Raw genomic sequence first — 20,988 nt, 5'->3', positions numbered from 1 at the left:
GGCATGCCGAATATCAAACTGATTGTGGAATACGACGGCAGTAATTTTTGCGGCTGGCAAACCCAGCCCCATCGGCGCACGGTGCAAAGCGAATTGCAGCGCGCCCTCAAAATTTTGTTGAAAGAAGAGGTCGGGCTGCATGTCGCCGGCCGCACCGATGCCGGGGTGCATGCGCTTAACCAGGTCGTCAACTTTCACACTTCCGCGATGGTGGAGCCGGAGCGTCTGCCCCGCAAGCTCAACGGCATTCTGCCGCACGATGTCGTGGTCAAGCAGGCGGAGTTTGTGCCGGAGGCGTTCCACGCCCGCTATGATGCGGTGAGCCGCCAGTATCTCTACGTGCTCAGCCGTCATCCGGTGGCGGTCGGCCGCGGCTATGCCTATTTTTGCAAGTTTCCCCTCGCGCTGGAGGCGATGCAGGCCGCGGCGCAACACCTGCTGGGCGAGCACAATTTTCGCGCCTTTTGTGCCAGCGACACCGACGATCCGCATTACCTCAGCCGTGTCGAGATGGTGCAATGGGAGGACAGCGACGGGAAAATTCTCGTGCGGCTGCGCGCCAACCGTTTCCTGCGCAGCATGGTGCGCATCATCATCGGCACGCTGATCGAAGTCGGCCGTGGCGCCCTGCCCGTCGACGAGGTGGCTGCCATCCTGGCCAATCAAAAGCGCGTCCATGCCGGCGCCACTGCGCCACCGCATGGCTTGTTCCTGGAACGGGTTTTCTATCCCGCCGCCGCCACGGTTCTGCCCGCGGAAGAGGCGACAGCGCTGGAACGCCTGCGCATGGATTCCCGACCAGCGATGTTGGCCGAAGACTTGAACTGAACGACTGCTCCTGCCGCCAACTTCACAAGGTCAATTGATCGTTGGCCTGCGCGCAAGCGCGCCCGGTCTCGAAGTCCGTGCCGCACGGTGCCGCAGCAACCATTTTTCAACCACTACTTTGGAGTTTGACATGAAGCTTTTTCTCGACACCGCTAATCTGGCCGAAATCAAAAAAATCGCAGCCATGGGCCTGCTCGATGGCGTCACCACCAATCCCACGCTGATCTCAAAAGAAAAGGGGGAATTCAAGCAGATCCTGCTCAACATTTGTGAGGTGGTGCCGGGGCCGGTGAATGCAGAGGTCGTGTCCCTGGAGGCTGACGGCATGGTTAGGGAAGGCCGCGAACTGGCCAAAATCCACAAGAACATCGTGGTCAAAATCCCGATGACGCGCGAGGGTTTGGTGGCGGTGCGGCGGTTGTCGAGTGAGAAGATTCCCACCAACGTCACGCTGATTTTCAGCCCGAATCAGGCCCTGCTCGCCGCCAAGGCCGGCGCCTCCTATGTCAGCCCGTTCCTGGGCCGGCTCGATGACATCTCGCACGTCGGCATGGATCTGGTGCGCACCATCGTCGAAATCTACGACAATTATGAATTCGAGACCGAGGTGCTGGCGGCGAGTCTGCGTCATCCGGTGCATGTGGTGGAGGCGGCGCTGGCGGGCGCGGATATCGCCACGCTGCCGGCGAAGGTCTTTGACCAGCTTTTCGAACATCCGCTCACCGATATTGGTCTGAAGCGGTTCCTGCAGGATTGGGAAAAGGTCAAGCAGGCGCAGATTTGATCGAGTTTGATTCGCCGCGGCAGAGGGTTTGCACAGCCACCCGCCGCGCCAGCCAGGCACGCTGATGATCGCACGCTATACCTTGCCCGAAATGGGCCGGATTTGGAGCGAGGACAACAAGCTCGCCATTTGGCTGCAGGTCGAAATTCTCGCTTGCGAGGCGCAAGCCGAACTGGGTGTGGTGCCGCGCGCCGCGCTGGCCACCATCAAAGCCAAAGCCGCCTATTCGCCCAGCCGCGTGTTGGAGATCGAAAACACCGTCAAGCACGATGTGATCGCCTTTCTCACCAACGTCGCGGAGAACGTGGGGCCGGAGGGCCGCTACCTGCACCTGGGCATGACCTCCTCCGATCTGCTCGACACCGCGCTGGCCGTGCAACTCAAGCAGGCCGGGGAGCTGCTGCTGCGCCGCCTGCAGGACCTGCGGGCAGCCATTGGCGCGCAGGCGGTGGCGCACAAATACACCGTCTGCATTGGCCGTTCGCACGGCGTGCACGCCGAGCCGACCACCTTCGGCTTGAAGCTGGCGGGGTGGTATGACGAAGTTGGCCGGCAGCAGCAGCGCCTGCAGCAGGCGGTGCAAGCCGTGGCGGTGGGCAAGATCTCCGGCGCGGTCGGCACCTATGCGCATCTCGATCCACGCGTCGAGGCCCATGTGTGCGACCGGCTCGGGTTGCGGCCGGCGGCGATCTCGACACAAATCGTGTCGCGCGACCTCCATGCGGAATTTCTCAATACCCTGGCGTTGATCGGCGCTTCCCTGGAAAAATTCGCCACGGAAATTCGCAACCTGCAGCGCACCGAAATCCTGGAGGCCGAAGAGCCGTTTGCCAGCGGTCAAAAGGGCTCATCGGCCATGCCGCACAAGCGCAATCCGATTACCTGCGAACGCATCACAGGCCTGGCGCGGCTGCTGCGCAGCCACGCGCTCGCCGGCATGGAGAACGTTGCCCTGTGGCATGAACGCGACATTTCGCACAGCTCGGTGGAGCGCGTGGTGCTGCCGGACAGCACGATCGTGCTGGATTACATGCTGGCGCAATTCACCAAAGTCGTCGCCGGCCTGCACGTTTACCCGGAAAACATGCGGCGCAACCTCGCGCGCACCCGGGGCCTGATTCATTCCCAGCAGGTTTTGCTCGCGCTCACGCGCAAGGGCATGGCCCGCGAAGAGGCCTACCGGCTGGTGCAGCAGCATGCCATGGCCATTTGGAATGCCGCCTTGACCGCCACCGCGCCCGCAGCGGACTTCCAGGCGCGCCTGCTGGCTGATGAACAGGTGCGTCGCCACCTTTCGGAGCAGGAAGTCGCACAGTGTTTCGAGTTGGATCACAATTTCCGGCATCTCGAGGCGATCTTTGCCCGCCTCGGGCTGTCGTGAGCGTACCGTCATTAGCTGAGGAGTGTGGATGAGTAACGCGAAAAAGAAAAAGAAGCTGTTCGAGGGCAAAACCAAGGCGTTGTTTGAAACCGACAACCCCGAGCAACTGATCCTGGCTTTCAAAGACGAGGTGGGGGAGGGCACAGGCGTGGTGGAGCACAAGGGTGAAATCAACAACCAAATTTCCACGCTGCTGTTTCGCTACCTGGAAAGCCACCACATTGCCACCCACTTTCTGGCGGAGGCCGGCAGGGATGCGATGTTGGTGCGCCAGCTCAACATGATCGCGCTGTCGATCGTGATTCATTGCGTGGCGACCGGGGCCACGGCCCGCCGTCTGGGCGTGAAGGACAACACGGTGCTGCAACCGCCGCTGGTGGAATATTACTTGAAAGACGAAAGCACCAAAAAGACCCCGCTGGAGCGCAAGGATTTGCTGTCACTCGGTCTGCTCACGCAGGAAGAGTTGCAGCAGCTCGTGCGTCTGACCGCCAAAGCCGTGGTGCTGCTCGGCAGTTTCTTCGAGCGTCGCGGCCTGGTGCTGGTCGCCTGCCGGTTGGAGTTTGGCCGTCACAAGAACCGCCTGGTGTTGGGCGATGAATTGTCGCTGGCCTCCTGCCATCTGCGCGACCGCGCCACCGGCGAGAGTTATGATTTGTTGGAAGGGCGGCAGGAGCCGGCGACGCTGCGCAAAATCTACGCCCAGCTCAGTCAACGCATTTTGAACAAACGCGAATAAACGGCGGTGTCACGTGCATCGAGAAGGTTTGACCATCGTCCTGGCTTTGGCAATAACAGCCTTGCTTCTGACTATCATTTATCGTACACTCGGCGGCGGTCTCCTCGTGCGCAGCCTGAGTGTGCTGTGCTGGGCGGCGACGGCGATGACGGTCTTTTTTTTCCGCGACCCTGAACGGGTGATTCCGAACGGCATGGGCAAGGTGGTTTCCCCCGCCGATGGCACGGTCATCGGCATCGACGAAGTGGATGAGCCGCTTTTTCTGCAGGGGCGGGCACGGCGCATCAGCATCTTCCTGTCGGTGTTCAATGTCCATGTCAACCGGGTGCCGGTGGAGGGCACGGTGAAGCTGGTGCAGTATCACCGCGGCCGTTTTCATGTCGCCTCCCTGCCGCAAGCCTCCAGCGAGAATGAGCAGTCGGTGATCGGCATCGAGTCCCCCTGGGGCAGGGTGTTGTTCAAGCAGATTGCCGGGCTGATCGCGCGGCGCATCGTGTTCGACTTGCGCGAGGGTTTGCCGGTGCGGCGCGGCGAGCGTTTCGGCATCATCAAATTCGGTTCACGGATGGAAGTTTATCTCCCTCTCAACACAGAGATCAAGGTCCGCCTCCGTGAAAAAGTGCGGGCCGGGGAGAGCATTATCGGAGAATTCAAAAATGCTGCGTAAACAAGCCTTGGCGCCGAACCTCATGACCCTGACCAACCTGCTGCTCGGTTTTCTCGCCATCGTGTTTGCCGCCAACGGCAAATACGTCACCAGCGGGTGGCTCACCGTCATCGCCGCGGTCTGCGATGTGCTGGACGGCAAGATTGCCCGCGCCCTGCACACCTCCTCGGATTTTGGCATCGAATTCGACTCCCTGGCCGACGTCGTTTCCTTCGGGGTGGCACCTGCATTCCTGATTTACCGCGCACAGCTCGGCGAGCTTGGCTTGCCGGGGGTCATGGTCTCCTTTCTGCCGCTGGCTGCCGGGGCCATCCGCCTGGCGCGCTTCAACACCACGGCAACTCTGCTGGACAAGCATCATTTCGTGGGCATGCCGATTCCCGTGGGCGCCAGCTTGATCAGCTCGTACCTCATCTTCTGCCACCAGTTTTGGGGCGCGGTGCAATTTCCCGGCCTCACCATCACCCTGCTGTTGATCGGCTCCACCTTGATGGTCTCCACCATCGAATTCGACACGCTGCCCAAATTTTCCCTGCGCCGCGGCCGGCAAAACACCTGCAAACTCCTGCTGCTGCTCCTGGCGGTGTCGGCATTTCTGTTCTTCCCCGCGCAAACCCTGTTTCCCCTGGCCCTCGCATACATTCTGATGCAGGTCGGACGCGCCCTGCGCAACAGCTTCCGCGACGAGGAGGAGGAAGCCTTGCCGGATGTCTCCATCAGCAAACGCTGAACCAGCTTGCAGAAAGCGTCACCGTGAAAGCTCTGATTCACATCACCCTCAAAGAGGGCATTCTCGACCCCCAGGGCCAAACCATTCATCATGCCCTGCAGACGCTGGGATTCACCGCGATGACGGCGGTGCGCACCGGCAAATTGATCGAAATCTCGCTGGCCGGCCTTGAACGCGGCCGCGCCGCCGAGCTGGTGGAGGAGGCCTGCCGGAAACTGCTGGCCAATCCCGTCATGGAAGATTACAGCTATACGATTGTCGAGTGATGGTTCATGCGTTTTGGTGTCGTTGTTTTCCCGGGCTCGAATTGCGATCATGACTGCTACCATGTCTTGAAACATGTGCTGCACCAGGAAACCCGCTTCCTCTGGCACAAGGAGCGGGATCTCGCCGGTGTGGAGGCGGTGATTCTGCCGGGCGGCTTCTCTTATGGCGACTACCTGCGCACCGGTGCCATCGCGCGTTTCTCGCCGGTGATGGAGGAGGTGATCGCCTTTGCCCGCGACGGCGGGATCGTGATCGGCATTTGCAACGGGTTTCAAATCCTCTGCGAAGCCGGGCTGTTGCCGGGCGTTCTGCTGCGCAACGCGCATGTGCGCTTCGTTTCCAGAAACGTTCATGTGCGCACGGAAAATGCAGCCACGCGTTTCACCGGCCCGCCCGTCCCGGCGGTGTTGAAAATGCCGGTGGCGCATGGCGAGGGCAATTATTTCGCGGATCCGCAAACCCTGGCGCGCCTGGAACAGCGCCGTCAGATTCTGTTTCGCTATTGCAGCGCGGCCGGCGAGGTCACGCCGGAAGCCAATCCCAACGGCTCCGCCGCGGGCATTGCCGGCCTCATGAACGAAGCCGGCAACGTCATGGGCCTGATGCCGCATCCCGAGCGTGCCGCGGAAGCGGTGCTGGGTTCGACCGACGGCGCCACCATTTTCGCGGCGCTGATTGCCGCGCATACTGCCTGAGCACACCGCGCAGGTGAGAGAGAATCTTTTACACAAAAGAGGAGTGCTTGTGCCCACACGTCGCAAAGCTGGCTTCATCGTTTTCATGGTGTTGCTGGGGGGCGCAATCGGCACCCTGTTGGGAAAATTGATCGGGCTCCTGATGCCGGCCGGCGTCGCCCGCGAATTTTTTCTGGCCAACGGCACCTGGGCGGTGGGGCCGCTCACCCTCGATGCCGCCGTGGTAAAATTGACCCTCGGCCTCAGTTTCGACATCAATGTCATCGGGCTGATTGGAATCGGGGTGGCGGTTTATCTGCTGCGCTGGGTGTTCAATTGAGCGGCAGCCATCCGCCAGCCCGCCGGGAGTATGCTTATGTTTGGCCAAATCGGAATGAGTGAATTGCTCGTCATTCTCGTTGTCGTACTGCTGGTGTTCGGCCCGAAGAGGTTGCCGGAATTGGCACGCGGCCTCAGCCGGGGGATGGCTGAGTTTCGCCGCGCCGCTGATGAAGTCAAACAAGAGCTCAATCTCAACCTCGAAAACGAGACGCGCTATCCGCGCGACAACGAGCGCAAATCGCCACCAAGGCAGCCGTGATCACGAAAGTCACCGGTATTGTTGACCTGTTAGGAGGTGTGCCATGCCTGGCCCGCAAGAGTTAATTGTCATTTTGATCATTGTTCTGGTGCTGTTTGGCGCGAAAAAGCTGCCGGAGCTGGCGCGCGGCCTCGGCCAGGGTATCCGGGAATTCAAAAAGGCGGCAAGTGCTTCCGACGAACCGGAAAAAATCGAGCCGCCCAAGCAGCAAGCGCAAGCCAACCAACCCAATTGATTGCGCCCCGTGCAGGAGCCCCTCTCTGAGCGTGGGAGCATACCAACCGGGCCATCCCTGTCCGGGCCTGCGGCTTTTCCCCTTTTTTGTTGCGCTGACCGTTCACCATGACCCCAATCTCGAGTCTGCGATTGCTGCAGGAAAAACTGCGCGGCGGGGAACAAACCTGCGCGGCGCTGGTGGAAGAACATCTTGCCCGCATCGAGGCGGCAGCCGCGCTCAACGCTTTCATCACCATCCTGCAAGAGCGGGCGCGCCGCCGCGCACAGGAGATTGATGCCCGCTTGCGCCTGGGCACTGCCGGCAAACTGGCCGGTTGCCTGATGGCAGTCAAGGATATCCTCGCCATGAAGGGCGAGCGCCTGACCTGCGGTTCGCGCATGCTGGCCAATTTCGTTTCGCCCTACGATGCCACCGTCATCGCACGCCTGGAACAGGCCGACGCCATCATCCTCGGCAAGACCAACATGGACGAGTTCGCCATGGGCAGCTCGAATGAGAACTCTGCCTTCGGACCGGTCAAAAATCCGGTCAATCCGGCGCATGTGCCCGGCGGCTCTTCCGGCGGCTCGGCGGCAGCGGTGGCGGCAGGTCTGGTGCATGCCGCGCTCGGCTCCGATACCGGTGGTTCCATTCGCCAGCCGGCTGCCTTCACCGGGGTGGTGGGTTTGAAGCCGACTTACGGCCGCGTTTCCCGCTGGGGATTGGTGGCTTTCGCTTCCTCGCTCGACCAAGCTGGGCCGATCACCACCTGCGTCGAAGATACAGCCCGGCTGCTCGAAGTCATTGCCGGCGTTGATGAGCGGGACTCCACTTCAGCGCCGGTGCCGGTGCCGGAATACAGCGCCCAGCTCACCGGCCCGATTCGCGGCACAACCATCGGGCTGCCGGTCGAATATCTCAGCGAGGGCGTGCAACCGGAAATCACTGCTGCCGTTGCGCGCGCCCGGCAAATACTGGCGGAGGGCGGGGCCGTGCTCAAGGAAGTTTCCCTGCCACACACAAAGTACGCGATTGCCACGTACTATGTCATTTGCACCGCGGAGGCCTCTTCCAACCTCAGCCGTTACGACGGCGCCCGCTACGGCTATCGGGCGCCGGAGGCGGCTTCGCTGGAGGAACTTTATGTCAACAGCCGCAGCCAGGGCTTTGGCACGGAAGTGAAGCGCCGCATCATGCTCGGCACCTACGTGCTGTCCGCGGGTTACTACGAGGCCTACTATCGCCGCGCCATGAAAGTGCGCACTCTCATCCGCCGGGATTTTGAAAAGGCCTTTCAGGAATGCGACGCGCTGCTCATGCCCACCACGCCCACCACCGCTTTCCGGTTCGGGGAGAAGACGGCTGATCCCCTCACCATGTATCTCTCCGACATTTTCACAGTTTCCATGAACCTCGCCGGCGTGCCGGGCATTTCGATTCCGGCCGGCAGGGACGCCGCCGGTTTGCCCATCGGTTTGCAACTGGTCGCGCCCGCCTTCGAGGAAGCCAGATTACTGCGATTGGCATATTATCTCGAAGGCAGCGGAATCAACGAGTCTGTTTGATGCGCGAGATCATCCCCGACTTGCTGCGCTGGCACCGCCAGGGCATTCCGGCTGCCATTGCGACCGTCATCAAAACCTGGGGTTCGGCCCCGCGGCCGGCCGGCAGCCGCATGGCGATCGCCGCCAACCAGGCTTTCACCGGTTCCGTGAGCGGTGGCTGCGTCGAAGCGGCGGTTGTTGCTGAAGCGCAAAACGTGATCCAAACCGGCAGGCCGAAACGCCTGGAGTTCGGCGTTTCCGACGACACCGCCTGGAGCGTTGGCCTCACCTGTGGCGGCAAACTCGAAGTTTTCATCGAGCCGTTTGATGACAGGGCGTTGCTCGAAACCTGCCAGCACCGTCTCGCGGCCGGCGAAGTGCTGGTGCTCGCCACGGTCACGCGCGGTGAGCCGGCGCTGCCCGGACGACATTTGCTTCTCACGCGTGACGGAGCCTGTCAGGGTTCGCTCACGGATGCCGGGCTCATTGCCTTTGTGCGGCAGGCGGCGCCGCCATTTTTTCAGCGGGAAAATTGCGCGCTGCTGCCCTTTCGCGATGGCGAGCTTTTTTTGGAAACCTGCCTGCCACCACCGAAACTGATCATCGTCGGCGCGGTGCACCTCGCGGTGCCGTTGGCGCACCTCGCCCGCACGCTGGATTTTCGGGTGATTTTGCTCGATCCGCGCAGCCAGTTTGCCACGGCAGAACGGTTTCCCCACGTCGATCAAATCGTGCGCGGCTGGCCCGAGCAGGCGCTGGCGGAAATTGGCATCGATGCCGGCACCTGTGTCGTGGTTTTGACCCACGATCCCAAGCTCGATGATCCTGCCATCATCACCGCGCTGCGCCACCACCCCGCCTATCTCGGCGTGTTGGGCAGCCGCAAGACCCATGAGAAGCGCGTGCGCCGGCTGCGGGAAGCCGGTGTGCCGGAGGAACAGCTCCAGCGCATTCATGCCCCCATCGGTTTGAACCTCGGCGCGCTCACCCCCGCCGAAATTGCGGTCAGCATCATGGCGGAGATCATTGCGCAACGCCGTCTCACCCCGGCGGCGGGAATGATGCGGCCATGAATGTTTCCGCCCTGGTGCTGGCTGCCGGTATATCCCTGCGCATGTCAGGCAGCAACAAGCTGCTGCTGCCGCTCGGCGGCAAGGCCCTGGTCGCGCACACAGTCGATCATTTGCTGGCTGCCGCGGTTGACGAGGTGCTGGTGGTGATCGGCTATCAGGCGGAGCAGGTGCAAACTGCATTGTCCGGCCGCGGGGTGAAATTCGTTTTCAATGCGGATTATGCCGGCGGCTTGTCGACCTCGATCGTTGCCGGCGTGCGTGCGGTGGCAGCCACGACACAAGCTTTTCTGATTTCACTGGGTGACGTGCCGCTGGTCACGGCAGCCGAGATCGATCTCGTGCTGCAGGCATTTGTACGGCGCCGCGCCTGTTCCATCGCCGTGCCGGTTCATGGCGGCCGTCGCGGCCATCCCGTGGTGTTCGATCGCGTGCACGAATCTGAATTGCTGGCGCTCAGCGGTGATGCGGGTGGCAAAACAATTCTCGCACGCCACCCCCATGCCGTGCTGGAAGTTGCCATGCCGGCGGATCACATCCTGTGTGATGTCGACACCCCGGCAGCTTATGAACGGCTGTGCCGGCGCTGGGAAGAAAGCGGGCGAAGATGAGATCGGCGGGTTGGGAGAATGACCCCCAAAATTATGGATCATCCGAATGTTGTGTACATTTTGCGACAACAAGATGAAAAGAATCGCAAAATCAGTTCCGTGCCTTCTCTGCTGAGAGCCACTTGCCCTAACGTGATAGCGAACGGCCCAACCCCGCCAGGGGTGAAATGTTTAGAGTAATTGTCAACACCTCCACCTTCAAACTCCTTGAGGAGTGACATGTAACGGCGTTTGCCTTCAATTCAAGAGGAGATCAATGAGGAGGCACGATACACATGTCACCCCGCTGGGGTTTCATTTCGGCGAACGGCACTTGGCGGTAAACACCTCACTCCTGTCGGAGTTCATCAGATGCCAAGAACAGTCATGTGGTCATGTACGCTTGAGCCGGATGCTCTAAAAGTATCCCGCCCGCAAAGTTTTTGGGGCCGCGCGCACGCCCACAGCGCCGGGAAATACCAACCCGCCGTGCTTCGTATCTTCCCGGCTCAAATTTGATTGCGGCATGATGCCGTGTTGCAAAACCACGTCCCGGGAATCTTCAGGAAAGGAACGGCAATGGAAACCAAGGTTGCCAAGACGCGCCAATACCGCGCGGAGATGAACGACAAGATCCTGAACAGCGGCTTCAGCGACTACAAAAAATTTTTTGCGCTCGACCACAAGGCCTATCTCGCCGGCGCGCTCTCCGCCAAGCACAAGGAGATGATGGGGCTGGTGGCCAGCATGGTGTTGCGCTGCAACGATTGCATCTTCTACCATCTCGACCGCTGTGTAAGCGAAGGCGCCACGCGGGAAGAGTTGTACGAGGCCATGAACATCGCACTGATCGTGGGCGGCTCGATCGTCATTCCCCATTTGCGCCATGCCTTTGAGATGCTGGAGCAGCTCTATCAGGAGGCGGAGACGAAATAGTGTCCCTCCGAAATCACCGGTGGCACGGTGCGTTCCGGCTGCCTTTGCGCTTGCTTGCTTCATGATTCGACCACCAGACTTGCAGGAGTGTGGGCATGTCATCTGCGAATGCCGTGGTCATCTCCGTCAATGATCTGCACAAATCCTTCCATCACCATCCGGTGTTGAAGGGTGTGGATTTGCAGGTGGAGGCCCGCGAGCTGACCGTGCTCATCGGGCCCTCCGGCTGCGGCAAATCGACCTTTCTGCGCTGCTTGAACGGCCTGGAGGTGATGGACAAAGGCCGCATCACCATCGGCGGCATCACCCTCGAGCGCCAGCACAAGTCGCAGGCGTTGAGCAGGGATTTTCACACTCGGACACGCACGCTGCGCACCCATGTTGGCATGGTGTTTCAGAGCTTCAATCTTTTTCCCCATCTCACCACGCTGGAAAATGTCATGCGGCCGCCGATGGTGGTCAAGGGGCTGGCAGAGGCGGCTGCCAAAGCCCGCGCCCTGGATTTGCTCGGCAAAGTCGGTCTGGCCTCGCATGCGAACCATTATCCCTCCCAGCTTTCCGGCGGACAACAGCAGCGTGCGGCCATCGCCCGGGCCCTGGCGATGGAGCCGCAAGTGATGCTCTACGACGAGCCGACCTCCGCGCTCGATCCCGGGCTGGTCGAGGAGGTGTTGAGTGTGATGAAGCAACTCGACGAGGAGGGCATGACGCAGATCGTGGTCACCCACGAAATGCGCTTCGCCCGCGATGTGGCGGACAAGGTGGTTTACTTTGAAGACGGCAACATCGTCGAAAGCGGGCCGCCCAGCCGGATTTTCTCCTCGCCCAGCGACGAACGCACACGCAAGTTTTTGCGAAAATATTTGTGAGCACCGCCCGTTGCTGCCGTTCTGAACCGGTTTTGCCTGCCGCGTTTGGGGTTTGCCGGAAGAAGAGTCATGGCCCGCGCGCTCATGCCGCCGACCCCTTCCCCGGTGCGGCCGCAAGCCGCCAATGGCAATGACATTCAGTATCCGGAAAATGCTTGCAGAGTGCCAGGCCACGCCGCTCCCGTTCTCCGCCCGGAAAATGCGGCAGTGTCCGGCCGGCTGAACCGGGGCCTCTCAAGCTTCACCGGTTGTGATCACGCAGCGAATTTCGAGACCACGGCTCAACCGTTGCCGGAACATTTTTCAAACAGTTCGTGATGCCAGACAGACACGGCTGTGGTTGCCCGGATTTCTCGAACCAAAGCCTTGTGTCCGCCAACGTCAACAACTCCGACGCATGAGCAAGACACCGTTTTTTCTACTCAATTTACTCTGCCTGCTCAGCCTGGCCGTGCCGCGATCCTTGCCGGCTCAAAACCCGGCGCGGCCGCCGCTGCGCTGGGGCGCGGATGCAGAAGGCGGGGCGCCATTCATCTTCCCCGACCGCGATGATCCCAGCCGCATGCTGGGATTCGAGGTGGATTTGGTCGCCGCGCTCGCCGCCCGCCTGCAGCGCGAACCGGTGTTCGTACAAAATCAATGGGACGGCCTGGTACCCGGCCTGCGCATCGACAACTATGACATCATTGTCAACGGCCTGGAGATCACGCCTGACCGCGAGCAGGAGATCAACTTCTCGATTCCATATTACATCACCTTCGAGCAGTTGACGGTGCGCAAGGACACCTACGACATCAACAGCCTGCAGGATTGCCGCGGCAGGATCGTCGGCACCCTGAAGGCCTCGCTCGCCGAGCGCATCCTGCAAACCCACCCCGACATCGAGAGCCGCGCTTACGACGGCCAGATTACGGCTTATGAAGATCTCGCCCTCGGCCGGCTCGATGCCGTGCTGATGGATCACCCCATTGCGCTGTATTACGGCGCCACCAATCCCAAGCTCAAACTCGTCGGCGATCCCATCGGCGAGATGCAATACGGCATCGGTCTGCGCAAGGAAGACACCGCCCTGCTGCAGGACATCAATCGCGCGCTGGAGCAACTGACCGCCGACGGCACCCTGCGCACCATCTATCAGCGCTGGAATCTGTGGACGCCGCGACTGGCCGCTTTCTTCAATGACCGGCAACCTTCCAATGTGCCGCCCGATGCCTGGCACGCCTTCCTGCGCACCAACCGCCTGGAGCGCACCTGGCAGGACAAGCTGGAGCAGTATCGTGTGAAATACCTGCCTCTGCTGCTCAGAGCCGCGATGGTCACCCTTGGACTTTCACTCTCGGCCATGATTCTGGCGATCCTGTTCGGCCTGGTGCTCTCGTTGTTGCGCCTCTATGCGGTGCCGCCGTTTTCCCATCTCGCGACCTTCTACATTGAAGCGGTGCGCGGCACGCCGCTGCTGGTGCAGTTGCTGTTCATCTACTACGCCCTGCCCCAGCTCATCGGCGTCAAGCTCTCGCCCGTGGTGGCGGCGGTCGCCGGCCTGGCGTTGAATTATGCCGCCTACGAAGCCGAAAATTACCGCGCCGGCATCCTCGCGATTCCGCGCAGCCAGATGGAGGCCGCGCTCGCCCTGGGCATGACGCGCTGGCAGGCATTGCGTCACGTCATCATTCCCCAGGCCCTGCGGCTGGTGATTCCGCCGGTCACCAATGATTTCATTTCGTTGATCAAAGACTCTTCCGTGGTCTCGGTCATTGCCATGGTGGAACTGACGCGCGAATACCAGCGTCTGGCCGGCATCGACTTCGACTATCTCGGCCTGGGCGTGGTGGTGGCGCTGATGTATTTTCTCATCGGCCTGCCGTTCGTGCGTTTGGCGGGCTGGGCCGAACGCAAATTCTCACTGGACAAGCGCGCCACGGCACCGGTGACCAATCCCTGACAACCTTCGCATCGCCACATTCCCTCACGGCCCTCTGCCATGACGAAACCCGCTTTGCTGTGCGCTGCTTTTCTCGCCGGCTGTGCCCTCCCGCTTGGGGCGCAACCGGTTTGGGAATACCGGCTGCGGCTGGAAGAGCCCCAGGCGCATTTGCTGCAGGTCGAACTGACCGTGCCGGCAGCAAGACCGCATCAGGATTTCAGCCTGCCAGCCTGGGCGCCGGGATCCTATCAAATCGCGAACTACGCCAAATTCGTGCAGGATTTTGCCGCGCTTGATGCCGCCGGCCGGTCGTTGCCTGTCATCAAGATCGACAAACAGACCTGGCGCGTCACCACTGCCGGCGGCAACGGCAATCTCACGATTCGCTATCGCGTCCTTGCCAACCTCCTCAGCGACACGGAAAGCGAATTCAACGAGGAACATGCGCAGGTGTTCGGCCCGCAAGTTTTCATGTATGCCGTCAATCAGCCGGCGCGGCCGGTGCGCCTGCGCGTCATGCACTTGCGCGGCTGGCGCATCGCCACCGGTCTGACGGCGGTGGATGACTCCACCTTTCAAGCGCGCGATTATGACGAGTTCATCGACGCGCCTCTGGAAATCGGGAATTTTTTGGAGGTGCGCTTCCCTGTGGCGGGCAGGCTCTGCCGCCTGGTGATGCATGGCGAGCAGGACAGCGCAAGGGTTCGCAACCTCGCGCAGCAATTGCACAAAATCGTGGCGGAGCAAATCCAAATGATGGGCGGGCCGCCCTTTCCAGAATACGTCTTCATCTGGCACGTCGATCCCCGCGCGCCGTATTACGGCCTGGAACATCTCAACTCCACCAGCATCGGCATGCCGCATCGTCCGGGTGATATGCGCGACGCGGCCGGGGTGTCCTTCAGCTATTCCGGCTTGCAGCGGCAGGACATCGATCTTGAATACGCCGCGCATGAATTTTTTCACTTGTGGAATGTCAAGCGCATCCGGCCGCGCGAGCTCGGGCCGTTCGATTACACCCGCGAAGTCCACACGGCCGGCCTGTGGATCGCCGAAGGCTGGACGGATTATTACGGCTATCTCACGCTGCTGCGCACGGGGCTCTGGCCGCGTTGGAAATGGCTGCGGCTTTATGCCAATTTGCTGACGGAATATCGTCGCAGCAGCGGCTGGCGCTTCCGCAGCCCGCAGCAGGCCAGTATCGACACCTGGCTGTGGGCCTATGGCAGCGGCGAGCAGGGCAACCTGGCACAGACATATTTCTCCTACTATCCCCACGGCAATTTGCTGGCCTTGTGCATGGACTTGCGCATTCGCAGCGAAAGCCGGGGCCGCTGCAGCCTCGATGACGTCATGCGCGCCCTGCTGGCACGCTTTGGCCTTCCCCGGCCGGGTTTTACCACGGAACAGTTCTGGCAGTGCCTCAGCGAGGTGACGGCAATGGATTGGCGTGCTTTCCGGCGCGATTATGTCGAAGGCACGCTCGAGCTGCCGGTGGATGATTATTTGAAACTGGCGGGAATCAAAATCGACACGCTGTCGCATCCCGATGCGTCTTATTTGGGCGTGAGCGTGCGCGAACAGGACCAGCAAGCCATCGTGGCGGCGGTGGCCTGGCGCTCCAGCGCGGCGCAAGCCGGCCTGGAAGTGGGCGATCGCTGGCTGGCGCTGGATGGGCAGGCCGTCACCCCGGAAAACTGGCAAAGCCTGCTCGCGCGCAAGGCGGTGGGGTCGCAAATCGAATTGTTGATCGCCCGGCATGGCCGCATTCGCCGGCTGCATGCCGTGTTGCAACCACAGCCACCGGTGTCCTATGATCTCCGCATTGTTGAAGAGGAAGATCCGGAAGTGACTGCTCTGCGGCAAGCCTGGTGGCGGCCTTACGTTGCAGTGGAAGATTGAGGGCATCTGCGCTGTCCCGCCATATGCTGATGAAAAAAAGCCCCCTCTTCCGCACTGCGCGTCGGTGACGCGCACGGAAGCGCAGGAGAGGGGGCAAGCCTGTGAAGCGCGGTTGCGGTGCGACCTGCCGGTGGTCGTCACGGCAAGAGTAACATGGTCCTGGCTGTGACAACCTCACCGGCTTTCAAACGATAGATGTAAACGCCGCTGGCGGCGCGCCTGCCGCGATCATCCCTGCCATCCCAACGCACTGCATGTGTGCCTGCCGACAGAGCCGCGGAAACCAGCGTCCGGATTTTTTCACCCGTCAGATTGTAAATCACCAGTTCCGTGAACGCCGGCCGGGCGATGCGAAAGGAAATCGTGGTTTCCGGGTTGAAGGGATTGGGAAAGTTTTGTGCCAGCGCAAACCCCGCCGGCGGGTTGCTGTTGCCGGTGTTTTCCGCCACTGCGGTGGTCAGCGAGGCCAGGCGGCTGAAGGAGGAGGCCTTGGTGAAATTGGGATTGGTTTCGCCATCCTGGCTGCTGGCTTGTGCAACGAAGAAATTGTCACGCGAGATCCAAGAGTAGTCGATGTGGATCGTGGTATCGGCGAGGAACAGCGTGCCGCCGATGTAAGTCAGACTGATGGTCTGCGAGTTTGCACGAACGCGCAGGCAGTCAAAGTCTCCGATCGGCAGCCGCACCCGGCCCCAGGCATCAACCGTATTGCTGGCGGTCGATCGGATGACGGTTCCGAAGGTCGCCAGATCGCCGATGGTGTCGGCTCTCGCGGTGTTCCACGTGGCGCCAAACTGGAGAGGCAGCGGGGCGAAATCACTGCCGCCCTCGAAATCGGCAATCGCCGTATCAGGCGTAATGAAGCCGGCGCCCAGACTGCGTACATTCGTCGTGGTCACCTGCAAATACAAGTAATACTCGACACCCGGCTCCGCGGGGAACGTGGTTTTTTGCACCAGGTTGGCAAGGGGATAGCGGCCGGCAAATGGTGTTGTCTGGGGCGACAGGAACTGATTGATGGCCCGGTCAGCCTGCAGAGTGACAGCGCGGAAGTCCCACGTCTGATTGGCGCCGGCAGCACCGAGATTGATGATCAGACTGCCGGTGGTGTCAGATTCGATCGTCTGCGACTTGCCAATCAGCCCCAATAAATCGCTTGCCGTGATGGTTGTTTGCGCTCCGGCCAGCACGGCGGTGAGCAGAACTGCCGACCACGCGAGCCATGTCCCTCGTAATACTGTCTTCATCCTGTTCTCCGTTTGATAAGGGTGAAAATGGAATAAGTGCCGCCCTCTGGCGCTGTAACTGCCGTCTCAAACGCCAGTCTGCGGGGAAAAGTTGGGGCTTCGGGGTGAATATTTTGTTGCGATAAAAAGAGCGTTGCGTCCCGCAGCAATGATGCCGGCAGCCGGTACCTTGTTGTACGGGACGTGTCGAGCAGCCGCGTTATGCGCAAAGCCGGTGAATTTCCGGGCAACGGCCCGCCCCTTGCGGAGCCTTGTCCGCCGTGTTGTCGCACAACCATGTCGCGAAAGAAACTGCGCCGCTTCGCCGAACTGGCAACTTTCCCCAATGTTTATTATCATCCGGTTGACCTGAAGGGTCGCTGGCATGAGCGCTGCTTCAAAAACGATCATGCCATCACGCTCGAGCTGGCCTGCGGCAAGGGCGAATACACCATTGCGCTGGCCCGCCGCTTCCCGCAGGGAAATTTCATCGGCGTCGATGCCAAAGGCGCGCGCTTGTGGACCGGCGCCAAAATCGCGCTGCAGGAAAATCTGGCGAACGCCGCCTTTCTGCGCGGACAGATCGAGAACCTGGCGCAGTTCTTCGCGCCGCAGGAAGTGAGCGAAATTTGGATTACCTTTCCCGATCCCTTCAGCGAAAACAGCAAGGCCAAAAAGCGCCTGACTGCGCCGCGCTTCCTGCAAATGTACCGCCTGCTGTTGCCGCCGCAGGGCCGGATTCATCTCAAAACCGATGATCCCGGCCTGTTTGTCTTCACGCTGGAAAGTGTGAGGGCGGAGGGTGGCACGATTCTCACGGCGATTCCCGACATCCATCAGCACGCCGGTGCGGATGAGTTGCTGCGCATTCAAACAACCTATGAGCGCCGCCATCTCGCTGCCGGCAAGAGCATCAAGTACGTGTGTTTTCACCTGCCACCTTTGCAACCTGTAACGGATTGAAATGGACTGCTGCACGCTCGCCGGTACCAACAAATTTTTCAATCTCCAGGCCGGTTTCATGCTGTGGCGATTCAAGCGGCACGGCCTGCGGCCGGAGCAACGCCTGCTGGTCGAGGGCATTCGCCGCAGCGGCCTGTCGCACGCCGGGATTTTGGAAATCGGTTGTGGCGTGGGCGCGCTGCATCTGACTCTGCTGCAAAACGGCGCCGCCACTGCGGTCGGCATCGACATTTCAGAGAAAATGATTGCCACCGCACGCCGGCTCGCCGCGGAGATGGCGCTGCAGCCACGCACCAGCTATCAGCAGGGCGATTTCCTCGACCTGCATGACAAGCTGGCCGCGGCGGATGTCACGATTCTCGACAAGGTGATTTGTTGTTATCCCGATGCGCAGCGGCTGATTGCCGGTGCGGCCGCCAGGACACGCCAGACGCTCGCCGTGAGCTATCCCCGCCACAGCCATTTCGCGCGGCTGGCCTTTCGACTGGTCATTGCCGGCTTGCGACTGCTGCGTTTCGGATTCCATCCCTATTATCATCCCCCTGCGCAAATTGAAGCCTGGATCCATACGCAGGGTTTCGAAAAGGCATTCGAGGCACACACCCCGATTTGGGCGGTGCAGGTTTATCAGCGCCGTGCCTGACCCCCACAGCTCGCGCGGAAAATTCGCCGGGAATATCCAGGCCGTTTGAAAGGATCATTCATGAAAGCCATCCGCATTCATCAACTGGGCGGCGCGGAAGTGCTGCAACTCGAAGAGATCCCCGTGCCTGAACCGGGCGACACCGAAGTCCTGATTCAGGTGGCAGTCTGTGGGGTCAACTTCATCGACGTGTATTACCGCACCGGTCTCTACAAAGTTCCGCTGCCCTTCACGCCGGGGAGCGAAGCTGCCGGCGTGGTGGCGGGCGTCGGTGACAAGGTGACGGAGGTGCAGCCCGGTCAGCGCGTGGCTTTTGCCATGACGCCGGGCGGCTATGCCGAATATGTGGTCGTGCCCGCCTGGCGCGTCGTGGCTTTGCCGGACGCCCTGCCCTTTGATTTGGGCGCGGCGGTCTTGTTGCAGGGCATGACCGCGCATTACTTGACGCAATCGGTATATCCGCTCAAAAGCGGCGAGACCTGCCTCGTGCATGCGGCGGCAGGCGGCATCGGGTTGATGCTGGTGCAAATGGCCGCGCAGCGCGGCGCGCGCGTCATCGGCACCGTTTCAACGGAAGCGAAGGCCGTACTGGCGCGCGCGGCCGGTGCCGCGGAAGTCATTCTTTACACGCAGCAGGATTTTGAAAAGGAGGTGAAGCGCCTGACGGCGGGCAGGGGGGTGGAGGTGGTGTATGATGCGGTGGGCAAAACCACCTGGGAGAAGAGCATGAATTGTCTGCGGCCGCGCGGCTATCTCGTGCTCTTCGGGCAGGCCAGCGGTCCGGTGCCACCGATCGACCCGCTGGCGCTGAGCACCAAAGGCTCGCTGTTCATGACCCGCGCCACGCTCACGCACTACACCGCCACCCGTGAAGAATTATTGTGGCGGGCGAATGATGTTTTTAGTTCTGTCATGCAGGGCCGGCTGAACGTGCGCATTCACCGCATCCTGCCGCTCGCCGAGGCGCGCCGGGCACACGAGTTGTTGGAGAGCCGCCAAACCACCGGCAAGCTGCTGCTGCGGCCATGAGGGCCCCAGCGCGCCGGGGGCGGGCAGCATTTGCTTCAAAAGAGGCCGGACCAGGCCACCGCCGCACCCGTGGCCAGCAGCAGGGTGCCGCCGATCAGCCAGCCGGTCCAATGCTTTTGTTCGCCAGCGACCTGCCAGCGTTCCGCCAGCGGCACCCGGCCCAACCAGGCATGCAGCCGTTCTTGCACCACCGCCAAAGGAACGCCTTCGCCGGGCGCCGGACCGCGTGTCAACGCGATACCGACGACCCGGCCGTCAGCATCGATGAGTGGTCCGCCCGACTGGCCTGCAGGCACGACGATGTTCAGCACCAGCCGGTTTTCTGCACTGCGCACGATGCGGCCGCGATTTTGTGAGATGAACGGCGTTTGCGGGAATCCCAGCACGCTGACGTGGTCGCCCGGCGCCAGTTTTGCCGCCGGATGAAACAACAGCGTCGGCGCGAGGGGAAGCGTCCGGGCGCGCACCGCCAGCAAAGCCAGCTCCGGGGTGCGCCACTTTTCGAGAATCACTCGCGCTGTAATCGTCTCCGGGCGGTTGTCGAGTTGAATCGCAAGCGTATTTTCGAGGCCGGCAATGATTTCATTGGCGGTGAGAATGAGAGCCAGGCCCTTTTGCGTTTTGCCCACCACCAGGCCACTGCCATGGCGCTGGCCGTTGCCGGCTATGATTTTCACCACGGCCGGTTGCGCCCGGCGATAAATGGGTTCGGGGATTTTGGCGATGGTGGATTCGAGCAGTTGTGCCCGGCCGGTGGCGCTGCCGGCCAGCACACTCACCAGCAGCAAGCGGCAGACAAACCGTTGCGGCCGGAGGCGCACCGGCAAAGGGTGCCCGTGAAAAGAGCAACGATTCATGGGGCATTCCAACGCATCGATGGTGCAGAATCGCAAGGGTTGCCTCCAAAAGACTGGGATGGGTGGCGCAATATGTCATGACCTGCCGCGAATGTCAAGCGCATTTTCCTGCTATGAGGACAAGGGAGCACAACCATGAGGAGATGGCTGTTTTTGATGCTGGCTGTGGCAATGACTGCGTCTGCCTGTCTGCGGCCGCTGCCCAAGGGAGACCACACGACCTCACCGGCCGGTGCGCGCAGTGGCACCGCGGAAGAGAACATTGCCCCTGAACCAATTGGCGGCTTGGCGGGACTGCAGGCTGCCGTGCATCAACCGGAAGAGGTGTGGAAGGAAAATCGCTCGGGAATGGCGGTGGTGGCGGCGACCATCAGCAGCAGTGGCCGCGTGCTGGAAACGCACATCGTCAAAAGCTCGGGCTCTGCCGCGCTGGATGCAGAGGCGATGCTGGCCGTGGCGCGCGCCGCCTGGAAGCCCGGCCGCCGCAACGGGGTGCCGGTCACCGCCACGGTTGAAGTTCAGCTCCATTTTGGCCAGGGATATTGAT

At 61.2% G+C, this 20,988-nt stretch carries 23 protein-coding genes and 1 pseudogene; 22 read left to right on the top strand and 2 right to left on the bottom strand.

Annotated elements, in window-relative coordinates; translation table 11 throughout:
* Positions 1-3 precede the first annotated feature (3 nt).
* The 18 genes and pseudogenes from truA to ONB52_11090 all read left to right on the top strand — a co-directional run bounded on the left by truA (position 4) and on the right by ONB52_11090 (position 15,723).
* Positions 4-828, top strand: a complete 825-nt coding sequence (gene truA / locus ONB52_11175) for a tRNA pseudouridine(38-40) synthase TruA (protein MDZ7416699.1) — start codon at positions 4-6, stop codon at positions 826-828.
* 130 nt (positions 829-958) lie between these two features.
* Positions 959-1,612 carry a fructose-6-phosphate aldolase gene (gene fsa / locus ONB52_11170; GenBank protein ID MDZ7416698.1) on the top strand — a complete coding sequence of 218 codons (654 nt, stop codon included), beginning with the start codon at positions 959-961 and terminating at the stop codon, positions 1,610-1,612.
* Positions 1,613-1,676: 64 nt separating this feature from the next.
* A complete protein-coding gene (purB, locus tag ONB52_11165) occupies positions 1,677-2,993 on the top strand; it encodes an adenylosuccinate lyase (GenBank protein ID MDZ7416697.1) in 1,317 nt (438 codons plus the stop codon).
* Positions 2,994-3,021: 28 nt separating this feature from the next.
* On the top strand, positions 3,022-3,732 hold the full coding sequence (locus ONB52_11160; GenBank protein ID MDZ7416696.1) for a hypothetical protein: 711 nt from the start codon (positions 3,022-3,024) through the stop codon (positions 3,730-3,732).
* Between the two features lie 10 nt (positions 3,733-3,742).
* Positions 3,743-4,399, top strand: a pseudogene (locus tag ONB52_11155) (phosphatidylserine decarboxylase family protein).
* Positions 4,389-5,129, top strand: a complete 741-nt coding sequence (gene pssA, locus ONB52_11150) for a CDP-diacylglycerol--serine O-phosphatidyltransferase (protein MDZ7416695.1) — start codon at positions 4,389-4,391, stop codon at positions 5,127-5,129. Before ONB52_11155 ends, pssA begins: the two are co-directional and overlap by 11 nt.
* A gap of 23 nt (positions 5,130-5,152) precedes the next feature.
* On the top strand, positions 5,153-5,395 hold the full coding sequence (gene purS, locus ONB52_11145; GenBank protein MDZ7416694.1) for a phosphoribosylformylglycinamidine synthase subunit PurS: 243 nt from the start codon (positions 5,153-5,155) through the stop codon (positions 5,393-5,395).
* 6 nt (positions 5,396-5,401) lie between these two features.
* A complete protein-coding gene (gene purQ, locus ONB52_11140; GenBank protein ID MDZ7416693.1) occupies positions 5,402-6,091 on the top strand; it encodes a phosphoribosylformylglycinamidine synthase subunit PurQ in 690 nt (229 codons plus the stop codon).
* Between the two features lie 49 nt (positions 6,092-6,140).
* Complete coding sequence (locus tag ONB52_11135; protein MDZ7416692.1) at positions 6,141-6,410, top strand: DUF4321 domain-containing protein; 270 nt, start codon at positions 6,141-6,143, stop codon at positions 6,408-6,410.
* Between the two features lie 36 nt (positions 6,411-6,446).
* Positions 6,447-6,671: a twin-arginine translocase TatA/TatE family subunit gene (gene tatA / locus ONB52_11130; GenBank protein MDZ7416691.1), complete on the top strand. Its 225-nt coding sequence runs from the start codon at positions 6,447-6,449 to the stop codon at positions 6,669-6,671.
* Positions 6,672-6,714: 43 nt separating this feature from the next.
* Complete coding sequence (locus ONB52_11125) at positions 6,715-6,906, top strand: twin-arginine translocase TatA/TatE family subunit (GenBank protein MDZ7416690.1); 192 nt, start codon at positions 6,715-6,717, stop codon at positions 6,904-6,906.
* Positions 6,907-7,013: 107 nt separating this feature from the next.
* Entirely contained in the window at positions 7,014-8,453 is a 1,440-nt protein-coding gene (gene gatA, locus ONB52_11120; GenBank protein ID MDZ7416689.1) for an Asp-tRNA(Asn)/Glu-tRNA(Gln) amidotransferase subunit GatA, read from the top strand.
* Positions 8,453-9,505, top strand: coding sequence for an XdhC family protein (locus ONB52_11115; protein ID MDZ7416688.1), 1,053 nt, complete (start codon positions 8,453-8,455; stop codon positions 9,503-9,505). The genes gatA and ONB52_11115 overlap by 1 nt, the downstream gene beginning before the upstream one ends.
* Entirely contained in the window at positions 9,502-10,113 is a 612-nt protein-coding gene (locus ONB52_11110) for a nucleotidyltransferase family protein (GenBank protein ID MDZ7416687.1), read from the top strand. Before ONB52_11115 ends, ONB52_11110 begins: the two co-directional genes overlap by 4 nt.
* A 558-nt stretch (positions 10,114-10,671) precedes the next feature.
* Positions 10,672-11,028 carry a carboxymuconolactone decarboxylase family protein gene (locus ONB52_11105; protein MDZ7416686.1) on the top strand — a complete coding sequence of 119 codons (357 nt, stop codon included), beginning with the start codon at positions 10,672-10,674 and terminating at the stop codon, positions 11,026-11,028.
* Between the two features lie 95 nt (positions 11,029-11,123).
* Positions 11,124-11,897, top strand: a complete 774-nt coding sequence (locus tag ONB52_11100) for an amino acid ABC transporter ATP-binding protein (GenBank protein ID MDZ7416685.1) — start codon at positions 11,124-11,126, stop codon at positions 11,895-11,897.
* 397 nt (positions 11,898-12,294) lie between these two features.
* Positions 12,295-13,839: an ABC transporter substrate-binding protein/permease gene (locus tag ONB52_11095; GenBank protein MDZ7416684.1), complete on the top strand. Its 1,545-nt coding sequence runs from the start codon at positions 12,295-12,297 to the stop codon at positions 13,837-13,839.
* 39 nt (positions 13,840-13,878) lie between these two features.
* On the top strand, positions 13,879-15,723 hold the full coding sequence (locus ONB52_11090; GenBank protein ID MDZ7416683.1) for a PDZ domain-containing protein: 1,845 nt from the start codon (positions 13,879-13,881) through the stop codon (positions 15,721-15,723).
* Positions 15,724-15,860: 137 nt separating this feature from the next.
* On the opposite strand, the gene ONB52_11085 is transcribed toward ONB52_11090, so the two are convergent.
* Entirely contained in the window at positions 15,861-16,970 is a 1,110-nt protein-coding gene (locus ONB52_11085; GenBank protein MDZ7416682.1) for a T9SS type A sorting domain-containing protein, read from the bottom strand.
* A gap of 276 nt (positions 16,971-17,246) precedes the next feature.
* On the opposite strand from ONB52_11085, the gene trmB reads away from it, so the two are divergent.
* Genes trmB through ONB52_11070 form a run of 3 tightly spaced genes read left to right on the top strand, consistent with a single transcriptional unit; the run spans position 17,247 to position 19,584 of the window.
* Positions 17,247-17,912, top strand: a complete 666-nt coding sequence (gene trmB / locus ONB52_11080; GenBank protein MDZ7416681.1) for a tRNA (guanosine(46)-N7)-methyltransferase TrmB — start codon at positions 17,247-17,249, stop codon at positions 17,910-17,912.
* A gap of 1 nt (position 17,913) precedes the next feature.
* The gene (locus tag ONB52_11075; protein ID MDZ7416680.1) at positions 17,914-18,555 is read left to right on the top strand and encodes a class I SAM-dependent methyltransferase; all 642 of its coding nucleotides are present in this window, start codon (positions 17,914-17,916) and stop codon (positions 18,553-18,555) included.
* Positions 18,556-18,615: 60 nt separating this feature from the next.
* Positions 18,616-19,584 carry a quinone oxidoreductase gene (locus tag ONB52_11070; protein MDZ7416679.1) on the top strand — a complete coding sequence of 323 codons (969 nt, stop codon included), beginning with the start codon at positions 18,616-18,618 and terminating at the stop codon, positions 19,582-19,584.
* A gap of 35 nt (positions 19,585-19,619) precedes the next feature.
* Here ONB52_11070 and ONB52_11065 read toward each other — a convergent pair whose 3' ends face one another.
* The gene (locus ONB52_11065) at positions 19,620-20,441 is read right to left on the bottom strand and encodes a serine protease (protein MDZ7416678.1); all 822 of its coding nucleotides are present in this window, start codon (positions 20,439-20,441) and stop codon (positions 19,620-19,622) included.
* Positions 20,442-20,576: 135 nt separating this feature from the next.
* Here ONB52_11065 and ONB52_11060 point away from each other — a divergent pair, with 135 nt between their 5' ends.
* Positions 20,577-20,987, top strand: coding sequence for an energy transducer TonB (locus ONB52_11060; GenBank protein MDZ7416677.1), 411 nt, complete (start codon positions 20,577-20,579; stop codon positions 20,985-20,987).
* The last annotated feature ends 1 nt before the right edge of the window (position 20,988 follow it).

It is taken from the genome of candidate division KSB1 bacterium, assembly GCA_034506255.1.
Lineage (GTDB): Bacteria > Zhuqueibacterota > Zhuqueibacteria > Zhuqueibacterales > Zhuqueibacteraceae > Coneutiohabitans > Coneutiohabitans thermophilus.
Note: the sequence above shows the minus strand (reverse complement) of the source record. Positions and strands in the feature narration are given on the sequence as shown.

Bases quoted from the DNA above. Each gene is read 5' to 3' on its own strand.
- purB (MDZ7416697.1), top strand. From the start codon at position 1,677: ATGATCGCACGCTATACCTTGCCCGAAATGGGCCGGATTTGGAGCGAG.
- ONB52_11115 (MDZ7416688.1), top strand. From the start codon at position 8,453: ATGCGCGAGATCATCCCCGACTTGCTGCGCTGGCACCGCCAGGGCATT.
- ONB52_11060 (MDZ7416677.1), top strand. From the start codon at position 20,577: ATGAGGAGATGGCTGTTTTTGATGCTGGCTGTGGCAATGACTGCGTCT.
- ONB52_11095 (MDZ7416684.1), top strand. From the start codon at position 12,295: ATGAGCAAGACACCGTTTTTTCTACTCAATTTACTCTGCCTGCTCAGC.
- ONB52_11075 (MDZ7416680.1), top strand. From the start codon at position 17,914: ATGGACTGCTGCACGCTCGCCGGTACCAACAAATTTTTCAATCTCCAG.
- tatA (MDZ7416691.1), top strand. From the start codon at position 6,447: ATGTTTGGCCAAATCGGAATGAGTGAATTGCTCGTCATTCTCGTTGTC.
- ONB52_11085 (MDZ7416682.1), bottom strand. From the start codon at position 16,970: ATGAAGACAGTATTACGAGGGACATGGCTCGCGTGGTCGGCAGTTCTG.
- truA (MDZ7416699.1), top strand. From the start codon at position 4: ATGCCGAATATCAAACTGATTGTGGAATACGACGGCAGTAATTTTTGC.
- purQ (MDZ7416693.1), top strand. From the start codon at position 5,402: ATGCGTTTTGGTGTCGTTGTTTTCCCGGGCTCGAATTGCGATCATGAC.
- ONB52_11100 (MDZ7416685.1), top strand. From the start codon at position 11,124: ATGTCATCTGCGAATGCCGTGGTCATCTCCGTCAATGATCTGCACAAA.
- ONB52_11065 (MDZ7416678.1), bottom strand. From the start codon at position 20,441: ATGAATCGTTGCTCTTTTCACGGGCACCCTTTGCCGGTGCGCCTCCGG.
- gatA (MDZ7416689.1), top strand. From the start codon at position 7,014: ATGACCCCAATCTCGAGTCTGCGATTGCTGCAGGAAAAACTGCGCGGC.
- ONB52_11105 (MDZ7416686.1), top strand. From the start codon at position 10,672: ATGGAAACCAAGGTTGCCAAGACGCGCCAATACCGCGCGGAGATGAAC.
- fsa (MDZ7416698.1), top strand. From the start codon at position 959: ATGAAGCTTTTTCTCGACACCGCTAATCTGGCCGAAATCAAAAAAATC.
- ONB52_11125 (MDZ7416690.1), top strand. From the start codon at position 6,715: ATGCCTGGCCCGCAAGAGTTAATTGTCATTTTGATCATTGTTCTGGTG.
- trmB (MDZ7416681.1), top strand. From the start codon at position 17,247: ATGTCGCGAAAGAAACTGCGCCGCTTCGCCGAACTGGCAACTTTCCCC.
- ONB52_11070 (MDZ7416679.1), top strand. From the start codon at position 18,616: ATGAAAGCCATCCGCATTCATCAACTGGGCGGCGCGGAAGTGCTGCAA.
- ONB52_11160 (MDZ7416696.1), top strand. From the start codon at position 3,022: ATGAGTAACGCGAAAAAGAAAAAGAAGCTGTTCGAGGGCAAAACCAAG.
- ONB52_11110 (MDZ7416687.1), top strand. From the start codon at position 9,502: ATGAATGTTTCCGCCCTGGTGCTGGCTGCCGGTATATCCCTGCGCATG.
- pssA (MDZ7416695.1), top strand. From the start codon at position 4,389: ATGCTGCGTAAACAAGCCTTGGCGCCGAACCTCATGACCCTGACCAAC.
- ONB52_11090 (MDZ7416683.1), top strand. From the start codon at position 13,879: ATGACGAAACCCGCTTTGCTGTGCGCTGCTTTTCTCGCCGGCTGTGCC.